The organism is Nitrososphaerota archaeon (genome assembly GCA_011605775.1).
Classification (GTDB): domain Archaea; phylum Thermoproteota; class Nitrososphaeria; order Nitrososphaerales; family JAAOZN01; genus JAAOZN01.
Genome location: JAAOZN010000008.1, coordinates 25,070 through 39,471 on the forward strand (window position 1 = coordinate 25,070; position 14,402 = coordinate 39,471).

Annotated in this window: 25 protein-coding genes; 24 read left to right on the plus strand and 1 reads right to left on the minus strand. The window is 47.5% G+C overall.

Going from position 1 to position 14,402, the window contains the following annotated elements; translation table 11 throughout:
* Window positions 1–7: 7 nt before the first annotated feature.
* From HA494_00700 to secY, 23 genes are all read left to right on the plus strand, one after another.
* On the plus strand, window positions 8–1,003 hold the full coding sequence (locus HA494_00700) for a hypothetical protein (protein NHV96300.1): 996 nt from the start codon (window positions 8–10) through the stop codon (window positions 1,001–1,003).
* Entirely contained in the window at window positions 1,000–1,869 is an 870-nt protein-coding gene (gene nadC / locus HA494_00705; protein ID NHV96301.1) for a carboxylating nicotinate-nucleotide diphosphorylase, read from the plus strand. Before HA494_00700 ends, nadC begins: the two co-directional genes overlap by 4 nt.
* Entirely contained in the window at window positions 1,862–2,692 is an 831-nt protein-coding gene (locus HA494_00710) for an aspartate dehydrogenase (GenBank protein ID NHV96302.1), read from the plus strand. The genes nadC and HA494_00710 overlap by 8 nt, the downstream gene beginning before the upstream one ends.
* A gap of 38 nt (window positions 2,693–2,730) precedes the next feature.
* The gene (gene nadA, locus HA494_00715; protein ID NHV96303.1) at window positions 2,731–3,732 is read left to right on the plus strand and encodes a quinolinate synthase NadA; all 1,002 of its coding nucleotides are present in this window, start codon (window positions 2,731–2,733) and stop codon (window positions 3,730–3,732) included.
* A gap of 98 nt (window positions 3,733–3,830) precedes the next feature.
* A complete protein-coding gene (locus HA494_00720; protein ID NHV96304.1) occupies window positions 3,831–4,292 on the plus strand; it encodes a 50S ribosomal protein L22 in 462 nt (153 codons plus the stop codon).
* A gap of 23 nt (window positions 4,293–4,315) precedes the next feature.
* The gene (locus HA494_00725) at window positions 4,316–4,918 is read left to right on the plus strand and encodes a 30S ribosomal protein S3 (GenBank protein ID NHV96305.1); all 603 of its coding nucleotides are present in this window, start codon (window positions 4,316–4,318) and stop codon (window positions 4,916–4,918) included.
* A 10-nt stretch (window positions 4,919–4,928) separates the two neighbouring features.
* Window positions 4,929–5,105, plus strand: coding sequence for a 50S ribosomal protein L29 (rpmC, locus tag HA494_00730; protein ID NHV96306.1), 177 nt, complete (start codon window positions 4,929–4,931; stop codon window positions 5,103–5,105).
* 11 nt (window positions 5,106–5,116) lie between these two features.
* Window positions 5,117–5,398 carry a ribonuclease P protein subunit gene (locus tag HA494_00735; protein ID NHV96307.1) on the plus strand — a complete coding sequence of 94 codons (282 nt, stop codon included), beginning with the start codon at window positions 5,117–5,119 and terminating at the stop codon, window positions 5,396–5,398.
* Complete coding sequence (locus HA494_00740; protein NHV96308.1) at window positions 5,395–5,718, plus strand: 30S ribosomal protein S17; 324 nt, start codon at window positions 5,395–5,397, stop codon at window positions 5,716–5,718. The genes HA494_00735 and HA494_00740 overlap by 4 nt, the downstream gene beginning before the upstream one ends.
* A gap of 1 nt (window position 5,719) precedes the next feature.
* Window positions 5,720–6,151: a 50S ribosomal protein L14 gene (locus HA494_00745; GenBank protein NHV96309.1), complete on the plus strand. Its 432-nt coding sequence runs from the start codon at window positions 5,720–5,722 to the stop codon at window positions 6,149–6,151.
* Window positions 6,152–6,162: 11 nt separating this feature from the next.
* Window positions 6,163–6,519, plus strand: coding sequence for a 50S ribosomal protein L24 (locus HA494_00750; protein NHV96310.1), 357 nt, complete (start codon window positions 6,163–6,165; stop codon window positions 6,517–6,519).
* Entirely contained in the window at window positions 6,512–7,237 is a 726-nt protein-coding gene (locus HA494_00755; protein NHV96311.1) for a 30S ribosomal protein S4e, read from the plus strand. Before HA494_00750 ends, HA494_00755 begins: the two co-directional genes overlap by 8 nt.
* 7 nt (window positions 7,238–7,244) lie before the next feature.
* Window positions 7,245–7,772, plus strand: a complete 528-nt coding sequence (locus HA494_00760) for a 50S ribosomal protein L5 (protein NHV96312.1) — start codon at window positions 7,245–7,247, stop codon at window positions 7,770–7,772.
* 1 nt (window position 7,773) lies between these two features.
* On the plus strand, window positions 7,774–7,935 hold the full coding sequence (locus tag HA494_00765; GenBank protein NHV96313.1) for a 30S ribosomal protein S14: 162 nt from the start codon (window positions 7,774–7,776) through the stop codon (window positions 7,933–7,935).
* 9 nt (window positions 7,936–7,944) lie between these two features.
* Complete coding sequence (locus HA494_00770; protein ID NHV96314.1) at window positions 7,945–8,337, plus strand: 30S ribosomal protein S8; 393 nt, start codon at window positions 7,945–7,947, stop codon at window positions 8,335–8,337.
* Window positions 8,321–8,869 (plus strand): 50S ribosomal protein L6, encoded by a 549-nt coding sequence (locus HA494_00775; GenBank protein ID NHV96315.1) that lies wholly within the window; start codon window positions 8,321–8,323, stop codon window positions 8,867–8,869. The genes HA494_00770 and HA494_00775 overlap by 17 nt, the downstream gene beginning before the upstream one ends.
* A complete protein-coding gene (locus HA494_00780; protein NHV96316.1) occupies window positions 8,866–9,270 on the plus strand; it encodes a 50S ribosomal protein L32e in 405 nt (134 codons plus the stop codon). The genes HA494_00775 and HA494_00780 overlap by 4 nt, the downstream gene beginning before the upstream one ends.
* Before the next feature lie 4 nt (window positions 9,271–9,274).
* Window positions 9,275–9,706 carry a 50S ribosomal protein L19e gene (locus HA494_00785; GenBank protein NHV96317.1) on the plus strand — a complete coding sequence of 144 codons (432 nt, stop codon included), beginning with the start codon at window positions 9,275–9,277 and terminating at the stop codon, window positions 9,704–9,706.
* The gene (locus HA494_00790; GenBank protein NHV96318.1) at window positions 9,703–10,296 is read left to right on the plus strand and encodes a 50S ribosomal protein L18; all 594 of its coding nucleotides are present in this window, start codon (window positions 9,703–9,705) and stop codon (window positions 10,294–10,296) included. Before HA494_00785 ends, HA494_00790 begins: the two co-directional genes overlap by 4 nt.
* Before the next feature lie 50 nt (window positions 10,297–10,346).
* Window positions 10,347–10,913 carry a 30S ribosomal protein S5 gene (gene rpsE, locus HA494_00795; protein NHV96319.1) on the plus strand — a complete coding sequence of 189 codons (567 nt, stop codon included), beginning with the start codon at window positions 10,347–10,349 and terminating at the stop codon, window positions 10,911–10,913.
* 18 nt (window positions 10,914–10,931) lie between these two features.
* Window positions 10,932–11,393, plus strand: coding sequence for a 50S ribosomal protein L30 (locus HA494_00800; GenBank protein ID NHV96320.1), 462 nt, complete (start codon window positions 10,932–10,934; stop codon window positions 11,391–11,393).
* 74 nt (window positions 11,394–11,467) lie between these two features.
* Window positions 11,468–11,872, plus strand: coding sequence for a 50S ribosomal protein L15 (locus HA494_00805; GenBank protein NHV96321.1), 405 nt, complete (start codon window positions 11,468–11,470; stop codon window positions 11,870–11,872).
* Between the two features lie 7 nt (window positions 11,873–11,879).
* Complete coding sequence (gene secY, locus HA494_00810; GenBank protein ID NHV96322.1) at window positions 11,880–13,292, plus strand: preprotein translocase subunit SecY; 1,413 nt, start codon at window positions 11,880–11,882, stop codon at window positions 13,290–13,292.
* Here the strand turns inward: secY and HA494_00815 are convergent.
* Window positions 13,289–13,744 (minus strand): hypothetical protein, encoded by a 456-nt coding sequence (locus HA494_00815; GenBank protein NHV96323.1) that lies wholly within the window; start codon window positions 13,742–13,744, stop codon window positions 13,289–13,291. The genes secY and HA494_00815 overlap by 4 nt on opposite strands.
* A gap of 72 nt (window positions 13,745–13,816) precedes the next feature.
* On the opposite strand from HA494_00815, the gene HA494_00820 reads away from it, so the two are divergent.
* Complete coding sequence (locus HA494_00820; protein NHV96324.1) at window positions 13,817–14,362, plus strand: hypothetical protein; 546 nt, start codon at window positions 13,817–13,819, stop codon at window positions 14,360–14,362.
* The last annotated feature ends 40 nt before the right edge of the window (window positions 14,363–14,402 follow it).

The following is a 14,402-nucleotide window of genomic DNA, read 5'->3' on the forward strand; positions in this document are numbered from 1 at the left end:
CGCAGATATGCCCCTACCAATAGGGAAAGTACCCCCAAACATACTACAATCCCTAGTCCTAAGAAGAACAGGAGCACCATCACCACTCCTGAAAGTCAAACCCAGAATCGGTTTAGACGTCGCAGTAATAGCGCTTAAAGACATCTACCTAATCCTATCTTCAGACCCAATAACTGGGGTAGCTGAAGAGATAGGCTGGTACGCTGTAAACGTTGCTGCGAATGACGTAGCCACAGCAGGCGCCAAACCCATGTTCCTGCAATCAGTCATACTACTCCCAGAAGGCTCGGAAGCATCCACGCTTAAGCAGATAACAACAGACATGCACAGAGCAGCAAAAAAGATAGGACTAACCATAACAGGAGGGCACACAGAAACAGTAAAAGACCTCAAAAGACCCATAATCATATCAACCTGCATCAGCATAGCGGAGAGCTATGTAACAGCAGCAGACGCAAAACTAGGCGACGTAATCCTAATGACTAAAGCAGCAGCCCTAGAAGGAACATCAATCCTAGCCAGACACGACAAAACACTCAAAGACCTACCAAAAAACACAAGAAGAGAAGCAGTAAACCTAGCCAAAAAGATCAGCATAGTAGAGGAAGCCGTAGAAGCCTACTCAACAGGCTACGTTCACGCCATGCACGACCCAACCGAAGGAGGAATAATAGGAGGGCTATGCGAAATGGCAGAAGCATCCAAACTAGGCTTCATAGTCCACAAAGCAAAGATCCCCATACGAGATGTAACAAAAAAGATATGTCAACTCAAAGGCATAGACCCCCTCCGCCTAATAAGCTCAGGAGCCCTACTACTCGCCGTAGACCCAAAAGGCGTAGAAGAGGTCAAAAAGAGGCTCACAGCGAAAGGCATACCAGTAGCAGAAATAGGCAGATTCACACCATCCAAACGCATACTCATAGATGAACAGGGCAAAAAACACATCCTACCAAAAACCGTAATTGACGAGCTTTGGAGAATAGAGGAAGATGTAGGATGAGCAACCCCCTCCTCAAAGAAACCCTGCTAAAGTTTGTAGAGGAAGACGCACCCTGGGGAGACCTGACCACCGAACTAACCATAAACCCAGAAACTGAAGCCAAAGGTAAGATATTAGCGAAGGCAAGCGGCGTCTTCGCAGGCACAGAGGAAGTCGAAACACTAGCCTCGCTCTTAAACCTCAAAACTAGGATGAAGATCAGAGACGGGGAGAGATTCGAAGCAAACACAATACTAGGTGAGATTATAGGAAAAGCCAAAAACATACTCCTCATTGAGAGAACCCTCCTAAACCTCCTATCACACATGTGCAGCATAGCAACCGCCACCAGAGCAGCAACAGACCTCATCAAATCAAAAGGATTACAGACACGCATAGCAGCCACCAGAAAGACCCACCCAGGCCTAAGACTCTTCGAAAAGAAGGCTGTCAAGATCGGAGGGGGAGACACACACAGAATGGACCTATCATCTATGGTGCTGATTAAAGACAACCACATCAACTTATGCGGCAGCGTCGGCGAAGCGGTCAAGAGGGCGAGAGCGGTCTCCAGCTTCACAACAAAGATTGAAGTTGAAGTAAGATCGTTAGCCGAAGCGTTAGAGGCTGCGGAGGCTGGTGCTGACATAATTATGCTCGACAATATGCCGCTAGAAGGTGTCAAAGAAGTCGTAGAAGAATTTGAGCGAAGGGGCCTGCGAAACAGGGTTCTGCTAGAAGCCTCCGGCGGAATAAACCAAACAAACTTCCTCGACTACGCGCAAGCCGGTGTGGACGTAATCTCTATGGGCAGCCTAACCATCTCGCCTCAACCGCTCGACATCAGCCTAGAAGTGGAACCATACAAAGGTGAAGAAGATGCCTAAAAAGATGCGTATAGGGATCATCGGCTGCGGAGCAATAGGAAGCGAGATCGCCAAAGCGATAGACGAAGGGCTCATACCAAGTGCCAAGCTGAAGGCGGTCCTAGACAAGGACCCCCAATCAGCAAAAAAGCTCAACACACAACTCAAAAAGAAGATCAAGGTGGTCAAGACCATCAACCAACTCCTAAAAGCAGGAGTAGACCTAGTAGTAGAAGCTGCTTCACAGCAAGCAGTAAAAGAATACGCTGAAAAGATTCTGAAGAGCAGAAAAGACCTACTCATACTAAGCGTAGGCGCGCTGCTAGACAACACACTACTCCAAAACCTACTTAAGCTCTGCCAAAAGCACAGGAACAGAATCTACGTGATCTCAGGCGCCCTAGGTGGAATTGATGCGATAAAAGCAGCAAGCATAGTAGGCTTCACAGATCTAACCCTAACGACTCACAAACACCCAAACGCACTAGCCTCATCACCCTACTTTACTGAAAGAGGGTTAGATCCAAAGAGCATCACTCAACCAACCCTACTCTACGAGGGCAGCGCCTCGGAAGCGGTAAGGCTCTTCCCAGCCAATGTAAATGTAGCAGCAACATTAGCACTCGCAGCCCAACCAAAAGAGCCTCTCATACGTGTAGTGGCAGACCCAACCATAGACGTAAACATACACGAGTTAGTTGCGAAGGGCGAATTCGGTGAAATAACCATAGTGATGAAGAACACACCATCATCGACGAACCCTAAGACGAGCTACATTGCAGCCCTATCAGCAATTTCAGCCCTACGAAGCATCTGCAGCTCCGGGGTTAAAGTAGGCATATAAGGGGCAAATTAGAACAACTCATCCAACCCTCAAGGTTTATGTTGCCGAAAACCGCCTCCTTTTATCCGACACCCACCACAAAACAATATGTGCAGACCGCAAAACTCACATATAACATCGTCGAGGAGATAAAATACTGGAAGAAGGTTAGAGAAGCAACTATCTTAGCGCACAACTACCAGCTACCAGAGGTGCAAGATGTAGCAGACTACGTAGGCGACTCACTAGAATTAGCCAGATATGCAGCAAACACAACCGCCAAGACCATAGTGCTCTGCGGCGTAAAGTTCATGGCTGAAACAGCAGCCATACTCAACCCAGACAAAACCGTACTCATACCAGATCTGAACGCAGGCTGCTCACTATGCGATACCATAAACGTAGAGCAGCTCAGAGCCTGGAAGAAGAAGCACCCAGACGCAGTCATAGTAGCGTACGTAAACACCACCGCAGAAGTAAAGGCCGAAAGCGACTACTGCTGCACATCCAGCAACCTCCTCAAAGTTATAGAAGCCATACCGAAAGAGAAGGAGATCCTCTTCCTACCAGACATGTTCCTCGGTGCATACGCTGAAGCCAAACTTGGGCGTAGGCTTCACATATGGATGGGTGAATGCCACGTCCACGCAGGCATTAGACCGGAAGATATTGACGCTATGAAAAGAAGGCATCCTGACGCCAAACTTCTGATACACCCTGAGTGCGGCTGTGTCAGCCAATGCCTCTACTTCTGCTCGCCAGACGGATCTAACGGGGTCTCAGTGTTATCCACGAGTGGCATGCTGAGGGAGGCTAAAACCTCGCCGGCCAAAGAGTTCATAATAGCGACTGAAGTCGGTCTCTTACATCGATTAAAGAAAGAAAACCCAGATAAAAAATTCATACCGGTCAAGGAGGACGCGGTCTGCAAATACATGAAGATGATAACCCTAGACAAAGTCCTTACATCGCTTAAAGAAATGGTCTACGTAGTCAAAGTCGACGAGGAGGTCGCTAGAAGAGCGAGGGTAGCGATAGAGAGGATGCTGCAGATCACCTAACAAGCACCAGAAGGAAGCGAGCAAGTTTTTCAGAGAGCGGGTAAGGTAAAGTATTTATTTAGTGGTGTGACGGGTCAAGTCTAGATTGGGGTTCCATATTGCCAGAATCCGGCTACAGCTTCAAAGAATACGACCCTCTCATACACGTGCGCGCCAGTAGGCGCGAAGTAGATGTTAGCCCAAAGGCTGCAACCGAGGTCTGCGCCTTTATAAAAGGTAAGACTCTTCCTGAGGCAAAGCGTCTATTAGAGGAGGTTATCGCGAAGAAGCGTGTCGTGCCTTTTAGAAAGTATAAAAGAGATTTGGGCCATAAATCCGGTTTAGAGAAGTTTTATGCTGGAAGATACCCTGTTAAAGCCGCCAAAGAGGTGCTTGCTGCTCTTGAAAACTTGGAGGCGAACGCAGAATTCAAAGGGTTTGATACCGATAATCTTATTATAGTGCACGCTGCTGCGCAACGAGGTAGAAAGGTTAGGAGTTACATACCTAGGGCCTTCGGGCGCTCAAGCCCCAGCTTCAACACACTAACCCACATCGAGGTTGTAGGTAAGGTGGTCTAGATATGTCTGCCATCAAAAACGTGATGAAGAGCTATATACGGAATGCCGAGATCGACGAGTTTCTTCAGCAAGAGCTGGCTGACGCTGGATACGGTGCATCAGACATACTTAAGACACCTATCGGTACGAGGATCACAGTCTACGTCACAAGACCCGGTTTAGTAATCGGTAGAAGGGGCCTAGGGATCAAAGAGCTGACAGAAAAGCTAGAGAAAAAGTTCAACCTACCGAACCCACAGATCTCAGTCGCAGAAGTCGAGATACCTGAGCTGAACCCCCTCATAATGTGCAAAAGAATAGCGCAGATGGTTCAAAAAGGCACACCCTTCAGAAGGGCTGCCCTCTGGGCGCTGAACTCTATTATGGCTGCTGGAGCGATGGGTGCTGAGATTAAGATCGCTGGTAAGCTGAGGAGCGAGAGGGCGAACTTTGAGAAGTATCGAGCAGGGGTTCTGCCGAAAAGCGGCGATCCAGCTGAGAAGATGGTGAGGGAGGCTACTACACACGTGTTGCTGAAGATGGGGCTCTACGGCATCAAAGTTAAGATCGCGCTAAAAGACCTTGTGCCCCCGGAGTTTGAGTTAAAAGAAGGAGGTGGAGAGGTTGGCCAAGCTCAAGCCAGCTGAGTTGAGGAAGATGGATTACAAGGAGTTGGCGTCTAAAGCGCAGGAGCTCAGAAGCGAGCTTCTTCGCCTACGAACAGCAGCGGCTAGAGGCACGCTTAGGAAGGAGTCTGGCAAGATTAGAAGTGTTAGGCGAACTCTAGCTAGAGTTCTGACCATAATGAGGGAGAAGGAGCTAGCTGGCAAGTGAGGCGGAGGTAGATGAAGATAAAACCATCAAATATCTTGGCGCATGAGTTGATCGGGCTTGACGTCAAAGTGGTAGATAGCCGAGACTCCACACTTAACAACGTCGAAGGTATGGTCGTCTACGAAACCAAGAAGACGCTACAGATCTATTCTGCTGGGCGTATAAAGACGCTACCGAAGGATGTTTGCAGATTTGCCTTCCAGCTGCCTCAAGGTGTTGTGGAGGTTGAAGGAGCTAAGCTCGTAGCGAGGCCTGAAGATAGGGTAAAGAGGTTGAAGGTGAGGGTTAAATGAGGCGCATAGGAATAGATGTTGAACCACCTAAGAAGAGCTGCACAGACGAGCTATGTCCTTTCCACGGTAAACTTAGTATAAGGGGTAGGTTGATAAAAGGTAAAGCGGTAAGCGTTAAAGCGAAGAACACAGTGGTTGTGGAGAAGGAGTATCTTCACTACATCCCCAAGTATATGAGGTATGAGCGGAGGAGGAGCAAGATTCACGCCCATCTACCGCCTTGCATCGATGTAAAAGAGGGGGATACTTTGCAGATAGCCGAATGCAGACCTCTGGCGAAATCGGTTGCCTTTGTGGTCATAAGTAAGGAGAGTGAGTAGGTTGTCTAAGTCACGCGCGGTTTCAGCTAAAGGTGTGGCTGAGTTCAAGCTATACATAACTAAAGCCATACCAGCTAACGCCATACTCAATTGCGCGGACAACACTGGTGCAAAGACGCTTAAACTCGTTCAAGTAACTAAGTTTAAAGGTAGGCTTAGGAGAATCCCCGCAGCCGCTGTGGGTGATCATGTTACTGTTGTTGTTAAGAAGGGCAATCCTGAGCTGCGTAAACAGGTCTTCGGCGCGGTTATAGTTAGGCAGAAGTATCCTATAAGAAGGGCTAGTGGTCTAAGGGTGAGCTTTGAGGACAACGCTGCTGTACTAGTTACACCTGAGGGCGACCTTAAAGGTACTGACATAAAGGGTCCTGTGGCTGCTGAGGCTGCTGAGAGGTGGCCTAGGATAGCTAACCTAGCGCCTATGATTGTGTAGTGGTGTGATATATGGTGAGCAGAGCTACTCTTAAAACGCTTCCTCATCACAAGCGTGGTAAGATGCTTTCAGCACACCTCTCAGACGAGCTTAGGGCAAAGTATGGGACAAGATCTCTTCCAATAAGGAAAGGTGATACCGTTAAGATTATGCGTGGTGAATACGCGGGTGTAGAGGGCAAGGTCATCGCAGTGTATCGTGAAATGGGTAGAATAGCAGTGGAAGGGGTGACACGGGAGAAGATCGCTGGTGGCACAGCACCAGTAAAGATACACGCCTCCAAAGTTATGATTACAGCCCTCAACCTAGACGACAAATGGAGACAGAAGATACTTGAGCGCAGAGGAGGTGCAAAGAAAGTTGGGTAAGATGGGCGGCTCAAATAGGGCGAAGAGATCTACCGCCCCACCTTTCTGGCCTATACCCAGAAAAGTGAAAGAATTCACGATCAAAACAAGCCCAGGCCCACATGGCAAGGACAGAAGCTATGCTCTTGGTGTGCTAATTAGAGATGTGCTTCACCTAGTTAACACTTACCGTGAAGCTAGGTTCGTTGCAAATTCTGGTAAGGTGCGTGTAGATGGCGTAGTTAGGCGTGACCTTGATTTTCCTGTTGGTTTGATGGATGTTATAGAGTTTGATGGTTTGGGTAAGGTTTATCGTCTTGTTCCTCGTGATGGAAAACCGCTGGAGCCGATTGAGATACCTGTGGAGGAGAAGAGCCTCAAGCTCTGTAAGATAATTAATAAGGTTACTGTTCGGGGTGGTGTCATACAATACACCTTGCACGATGGGCGCTGTATATTGGATAGGGAAGACCTCGCGCTTAGGGTTGGTGATGCCTGTTTAATAGAAGTCCCTTCACAGAAGATTATAAATACCGTAAGTATGAAGAAAGGTGTACGTGTGCTGGTTATCGGTGGTGAGCGTGCTGGTCTCCAAGGCTACATCGAGGAGCTCAAGCCAGGAACGTTTACTAGAAAACCTATGGCTACTCTCAATATAGGTACAGAAAGTGTAGAACTACCTACCAGCCTGCTTATGCCAGTGGGGGGAGACAGACCACTCATATACGTAGGAGGTTAGTGAGCCCATGTCAACGGTTCAAATCACCGAAAATCCTATGCGCAGAATGAGGGTAGAAAAAGTTGTGGTAAACATAGGGGTAGGTAAGTCAGGTGAACCGCTTCAGAGAGCTTCAATGGTGCTAGAGGAGCTCTTTGGACAGAAACCGAGTGTTAGAAAAGCGAGGAAGACGATAAGGGACTTCGGGGTCAGAAGAGGAGAGCCGATAGGCGTCGTTGTGACGCTGAGAGGAGAAAGGGCCGTCGAGGCTTTAAAGAGGCTTCTTCAAGCAAAAGGCAATACCATCCCCGCCTCTAGCTTTGACGAAAACGGAAGCGTATCCTTCGGGATAAAGGAGCATATAGATATCCCTGGTGTGAAATACAAACCTGAGTTAGGCATTTTCGGCATGAACGTTTCAGTATTCATTACAAGACCTGGCTACCGAGTGATGTATCGTAAGCGCGCCCCCTCTAAAGTTGGAAGTGCACATAGGGTCAAAAAAGAGGAAGCTATAGAATTCCTGAAGTCAAATTTTGGTGTGGAGGTGGTTTAAGTTGAAAGAGAGGCACGGCAAACCTAGGAAGTTCGGTAAAGGCGCTCGTTGGTGCAAAAGATGCGGGCAGTATAATGCTCTCGTAAGAAAATATAATCTCACCCTGTGTAGACAGTGCTTCAGAGAGGTCGCTGAAAAGCTAGGCTTCAAGAAATATGAGTAGGTGGTGGCTATGCCTGCGCAAAACGTGCTCGCGAACCTCTTCTCAACAATCTACAACAACGAAATGAGAAATAAGAAGGAATGCATCGTCATACCAGCCTCCAAGCTAGCTAGCGAGGTACTTAGAACGATGCAGCGCTACAAGTATATAGGTGAGTTTGAGTTTATTGATGATGGGTTAGCGGGTAAGTTCAGAATTCAGCTGCTTGGGCGAATCAATAAATGCGGTGTTATCACGCCTCGGTTTAGCGTCTCTAAGAATGAATTTAGCAAATGGGAGCAGAGGTTCCTACCAGCCGTTGGTGTAGGAATACTAATAGTTACAACACCAAAAGGTGTGATGTCACACTACGAAGCCGTGGAGAAAGGTGTAGGGGGTAGGCTTCTTGGCTACGTCTACTAAACCCTTAACCGAAGAGGTCAAGCTGCCAGAGGGTGTAAAGGCTAACCTAGAAGGCTACGTACTCCACATCAAGGGTCCGCTTGGGACTGTAAGTAGGGACTTCTCGAAGATACCTGTTAATCTTAAGGTTGAGGGTAATAAGGTGCTCATCTCGGTGCCTTCTAGTAGGAGGCGTGATAAGGCAGTGTTAGGAACAGCCAGATCTATAGTTTCAAATATGGTGACTGGTGTTACGAAAGGATTCACCTACAAGCTTAAGATAGTTTACGCTCACTTCCCCATAACGGTTAGGGTTAAGGATAAAACCGTTTATATTGAGAACTTCTATGGTGAGCGCAGCCCGAGGACCGCAGAGATCGTAGGCGACTGTAAAGTTCAGGTGCAGGGTGAAGATGTGATAGTCACTGGCATAAACAAAGAGCACGTAGGTGCAACCGCGGCAAACATAGAGCAGGCTACGAAGATTAAAAGAAAGGATCAGCGCGTATTCTTGGATGGCATCTACATCTATGAGAAGGTGGTAAACCCATGAGTGGTAGAGCTGACATCAAAGAACTACTCAAACTTCGGGAAGAGATCGCATCGAGGCGCCCAAGTTTTGTTAGGCAAGAGTGTTGGAGGTATAAGAGGGTTAAGCCATCATGGCGTAAACCTAAGGGTATAGATAGTAAGATGAGGCTTCGAGTTAAAGGTTGGCCTAAGATAGTGAAGATCGGTTACAGAGGACCAGCGGCCGTTAGGGAGCTGCATCCAAGCGGCTTTAGAGATGTGCTTGTGTATAACGCTTCTGACCTAGAGCGCCTTAACCCAGAAACGGACGCTGCTAGAATAGCCCATACGGTAGGTGCTAGAAAGAGGATGGAGATACTAGCGAAGGCGAAAGAGTTGGGCATAAAGGTTCTTAACCCAACTGGTGTGAAACGAGGAGGCTAGGTCTATGGATCTCAGCGCAAAGAAGAGGCTTGCCGCAGAAGTATTGAAGGTTGGGGTGAGTAGAGTTAGGTTCGACCCTGATGCAGCGGAAGAGATAGCGGACGCCATAACCCGAGCCTCCATAAGAGATTTGATCAAAAAAGGTGTGATCTGGGCTGAGCCTAAAAAGGGTGTATCGAGAGGCAGGCACCGCTTGGATAAAAAGAAGTCTAAACGCGGGCCAGGCAGCAAAAAAGGCGCTAAAACCGCTAGAGCTGGTAAGAAGGAGCTGTGGGTTACCCGTGTAAGGGCGTTGAGACGTAGACTCAAGTTGCTTAGAGATAGAGGTGTTATAACAGGTAAAGTCTTTGACCAGCTGTACCGTCAGATCAAAGGCGGGCAGGTAAGAAGCATACGCCATCTAAACGAGTTGGTTAAAGAAGTGAGTAAAGCATGAGCGCAGCGAAAAGCTATATACCTATCTTCAGAAGGAGGAGAGAAGGTAAGACCGATTACAGAAAAAGGAGGCTCCTATTATACGGTAGAAAACCCTTCCTCACAGTTCACATAAGCAATTACACCATATATGGTCAGATACATGAAGCAAAGATAGGTGGCGACATAGTTCTAACCTCGGCTAACTCGAAGGAGCTTTCAAAATACGGTTGGAAGGGCTCAAGAAAGAACACACCAGCAGCCTACCTTACAGGTCTACTATTAGGCACAAAAGCGGTAGCAAAGGGGATCAAGTATGCAGTCCTCTACCTTGGCCCCAGATCTTATATCCAAGGCTCTAGAGTCGCAGCTTTCGTTAAAGGTGTTATTTACGCAGGTGTGGAGGTGCCTGTCGATCCAGGAACTCTACCAAGCGAAGACCGTCTGCTTGGAAAGCATATCGCCGAATACGCCAATATGCTCTTAACATCCTCTCCAGAAGCATATAAGAAGAAGTTCTCCCTCCTACTGTCCCGCCGCTTTAAGCCTGAAGAATATGTTAAGCACGCATCATCCGTTAAGACGAAGGTGTTGAAGGTGATGGCGAAGTGAGCGTAGAAGTAGGAGAGAAGCAGAGCTGGACTCCTAGAACAAAGCTCGGTATGCTGGTGCAGAGCGGGAAGATAACTTCTCTAAGCACCATCTTCGAGCAAGGGTACCGGATAAGAGAGCCTGAAATCGTCCGAACACTCCTACCAGACCTCAAATCAGAGGTGATAAGCGCAGGCATAGTGCAGAAGCAGACCGACGCAGGAGAAATTACAAGATTCGTAGCAATAGTCGCGGTAGGCTCACCTGGCTGGTTTGGCGTTGGGAGAGGCAAAGCTATGCAGATGAGAAGTGCAATCGACAAAGCCACCAACGCTGCTCTTCTAAACATCATACCTGTTAAACTTGGGTGCGGGAGTTGGGAGTGCAGATGCTCAAGAGCACATAGTGTACCATACAAGATAGTTGGAAAGGCGGGTAGCGTAACCGTGGAGATTATACCCGGTCCAAGAGGTCTTGGCTTAGTGGCTGGTGAAACCGTCAGAAAACTGCTCTCATTAGCTGGTGTGGTAGATGCTTGGACAAAAACCTTTGGTTCAACGAACACACCATCATCGATAACCAACGCTGTCTATGAAGCCTTCAAGAATATGCATAAGTTGAATCTGATAACTAGATAGAGGAGGGATTTACGAACCATGACTTGCCTGTTGGTTGTGAGGTTAAGGGGGACCATAAACGTTCCACACTGGGCTGAAATGACCCTACGTCTCCTTAACCTCGATAAGCGATACACAGCAACATTAGTTACTGATACACCTTCAGTAAGAGGTATGCTTAAAAAAGTTAAGGATTACGTTGCTTGGTCCCCTGCAGAAGCCGAATTAATTAAAGAGCTGTTAGAGAAAAGGGGTAAAGTTTCTCGCCGGAAGCGCCTTACACTTGAAGAAGTCAGAAAACTCGGGTTCGAAGACTTTGCTTCACTAGCCGCCTCTTTGGCTGAAGGTAAGATCTCTCTAAATAAGCTTAGCTTGATAAAGCCATTCTTCACATTACACCCTCCGAGAGGAGGCTTCCCCGCTTCAAGTAGGCGGCTCTACAGGGATGGTGTGTTAGGCGAGAACCCGGAGCTACCGAAGCTTGTTTCGAAGATGCTGTGATGTATGATGCATTCTAGTAAACAGATTTATGCTAGATTCACTACCATGGCTGTGGTCGAAGAGGGTAAGTGGGTATGCCGACGAGGCTTCGTAAAGTGAGGCGGCTACGCGGCTCCAGAACACACGGCTGGGGTCAGATTGGGCAGCACAGGAAGAGCGGGCAGAAGGGAGGTACAGGTAAGGCTGGGCTGCATAAGCATAAGTGGAGCTGGACAGTTAAGTATGCACCTGACCACTTCAGCAAAGACTCTATGAAGCCTAAGCGTGAATCGAAGCCACACAGATGGATCAATGTCGGTGAGCTAGAAACCCTATCACATTCACAAAACACATCTGAAATCAACTTGACGAGCCTAGGGTATGAGAAACTGCTTGGAGCCGGAAGAGTCAATACACCGTTAAAGGTCATAGTTAAATCATATACAGAGCAAGCGAAAGCCAAGATAGAAGCGGCTGGAGGTCAGTTAATTAAGGGTTAAGCCGGGTATGAGCGCGTTCAGAAACTTCATCTCATCCGTTTCAACGATCCTACCAGAGGTACCGAAACCAGCTAGGAAACCTAGTCTTACAGAGCGTTTCATCTGGACCGCCATCGCTCTCGTCATCTACCTCGTTATGGCTCAAGTTCCGCTCTACGGTGTAACAGTCGGCGGTCAGGATCAGCTTGCATTTACGAGAATAATCTTCGCTTCCTCTCAAGGTACACTTATGGAGCTCGGCATCGGACCGATCGTTACCGCTGGTCTTATTCTCCAGCTACTTAAGGGCGCTGAAATCTTTAAGGTTGATTTTAAGAAGCCTGAAGATAGAGCCCTCTTCACATCAGCCACTAAGATACTTACATTTATCGTCATTCTGGTAGAAGCTTCGGCTTACATCGCTGGTGGAGCGTTCGGTAGGAACCTCACTTCAACCACCGTAATAATCCTACTTGCCCAACTCTTGTTTGCGGGTGTAGTTGTTATGCTTCTGGACGAGCTCGTTCAGAAGGGTTGGGGGATAGGGAGTGGTATATCGCTTTTCATTATGGCTGGTGTAGCGCAGCGCATACTGTGGGACATGTTCAGCATACTACCAACTGGTGCGGGTTACTTCGGAGCCATCCCGTATGCGGTCAACGCTACATTAGCTGGTGTGCCGCACGAAGCTTGGTTCAGACCTCATGGATTACCAAGCATCTCAACACTATTAATCACACTACTAGTTATCCTAGCAATAATCTACATCGAAGGGATTAGAATCGAGATCCCAATAACCTCAACCAGATACCGAGGGTTCTCAGGCGTATACCCGATCAAGCTGATGTATGTCTCAAACATACCAGTCATTCTAACATCAGCGCTAATGGCCAACTTAACATTCTTCTCACAAATACTCTGGAGAAACCTCAACCCAAATAATGATAACCCGATCTTAAACACAATCGTAACCTTTAACCAAACAAATCCAGGAGCAGGGCCTACAGGCGGTCTTATCTACTATATGTCGATACCATCTTCACCAGACATAGCGATGGCTGAGCCTTTACGCACCGCAACCTCGATTCTAATTTTGATAGGATTTGCTGTGCTCTTCGCTAAGATCTGGGTTGAAATAGGTGGGCTATCGCCCAAGGCTGTGGCTCAGAGTCTGCTCGATGCTAATGTTCAGGTCCCTGGGTTTAGGAGGAGTAGTGTGTCTGTTGAGAGCATCTTGAATAAGTATATTCCAGCCTTAACGATAGTGAGCGGTGTAATCATAGGTCTTATAGCTGGGGGTTCGCAGGTCTTAGGTGTCTTCGGATCTGGGATAGGTATCCTCCTTATGGTTGATATCATCCTTAACTACTATCAGATGCTCATGAGAGAGCAGCTTGAGACTATGATGCCAAGATTAGCTGGTCTGTTGGGCAAAGGCTAGGGATCTAGGGGATTTAGGAGAAACTCAGCATAATCTTCCCTCATCCTCCCCCTATTCCATTTCAACCGAGGCTTCAACTTTACCCTTACAACATCTTCAATACCGGCTCTGATTAAGCCATCTATTAGGCTCTGCTTATCTAACCTAAGATAGAGCTTCCCGTGCTCATCAAGATACTTTTCGACTTCGCCTGCGATTCTCATTCTGTCTGATTCATCCATTTTTAGAACGAGCTGCTTACCCCACTCATCAGCCCTACGCCCAGTCAAATGGGCAACATACCTCTTAACCTCGTTACCATAATGCCCACCCAAGACTGTTTTTGTGAAGTCTCGAGGATCGATGTTAAGTGCGTTTGAGAAGGCCAATAAGCACCTCTCCTCATCTTCAGTTGCGTGCAAATGAAATGAGATCTCAGCCGACATAAATGAGATCTTAGGCAAGCGCACCATACACTGATCTAACAAGGGATACCTATATCTTTATTCATACCGAATACGCATAAGCTTGTGGTCGGATAGGAGTTGGGAGCGCAGAAGAAGATACGCAAGCACCTAAAGATAGAGGATTTGTTAGAGGAGCAGCTTAGACGTGAAATGTTCCTTGAATCTGGCAAGAAGTTTAGATACATAGATGACTGGGACACTGTTATGCACTCTGTGTATGAAATACCAATAGAGTATGGTGGCTACACGAAGAGGGTTCCAGAGCTAAGGTTTCTAAAAGAGATGGTTGATACGCTGACCAGCGGTGGCTTCGAGGAGGTTAAGCGCTCAGAGAGCAGAAAGAAGCAGATGAGGGAATTCACAAAGACGATGAGTATGTATTATAACCTAATCTTCAAGATGAAGGATCATAAAGTCGGCTACGGCGCCTTGATCTACTTCCCAGAACTCAACCCGCAGCAGCCTGAGAGAAGCAAGGGCATCGTACTTATGGCGAAGTGTGTAGTCAAAGGTGGAGAGGTCGAATTTACCTACGAGAAGGCTAAGTTTGACGACTTTCTGATAGAGGTTAAACCATACATCGAACTCTTAGGAGACCTCTATAGAGCGCATAAACCAACTTAACTGACGCTGAATAAGCCTTGTTACCCAACTTAGAGAAGGT